The sequence below is a fragment of the Brevundimonas sp. UBA7664 genome (assembly GCF_002483305.1).
Taxonomy (GTDB): Bacteria; Pseudomonadota; Alphaproteobacteria; order Caulobacterales; family Caulobacteraceae; genus Brevundimonas.
This window is the reverse complement of sequence record NZ_DLHQ01000008.1, coordinates 88255-88860: the sequence shown is the minus strand read 5'-3', so window position 1 is coordinate 88860 and position 606 is coordinate 88255. Positions and strand designations below refer to the sequence as shown.

Annotated in this window: 1 protein-coding gene; it reads right to left on the bottom strand. The window is 72.4% G+C overall.

The window, feature by feature from the left end; genetic code table 11:
- Positions 1 to 339 precede the first annotated feature (339 nt).
- Positions 340 to 606, bottom strand: a 267-nt coding sequence (locus B2742_RS01825) for an RNA polymerase sigma factor (protein ID WP_292062271.1), incomplete at its 5' end; no start/stop codon positions are given.

Genomic DNA, 606 nt, shown 5'->3' with positions numbered 1-606 from the left:
GGCCTGCGGCTGCGGGGTCGGCTCGGGCGCGACGACCGGCGCGGCCTCCATCGGGGCCGCCGCGGGGGCGTCCGGCGCCGTCTGGGCGTCGACAGGTTGAGGCTCTGCGGCCGGCTGACAGGCGCCGAGGGCGACAGCGGCGGCGGCGAGGATCAGGTATTTCATGGTGACAAGCTCCTGAAAGGAAAGGGCGACGCTCGGGTCGATGGCCAGCGACGCCTTCATACTAGATTACGCGCGCGCGCGCTGCAGCCCTCGCCGCCGGATGTCGATCGATGGGTCCGGCTGTGGCGCGAGCTGGGGCGGGGGGATGACAGTTCCGCAGGCCCCCCGAACCGTTCACTCCGGAACGGCCCGGACGGCGGTCGTGTCATCCAGCGCCTCGGACAGCTTGCGACGCGCCCGGGCCACGCGGGTCTCCACGGTCTTGATCGAGACTCCGAGCATCCCGGCCGTTTCCGCCTGACTGCGCCCCTCGATCGCCGTCAGCAGAAGCGGAGCCTTGAGGTGCGGCGGCAGACGGCTCATGGCCGCGTTCAACCGCGCGAGCCGGGCGCCGGCCTCCATCCGGTCATCCACCGCCTCGGCCCCGTCCGGCACGGACAT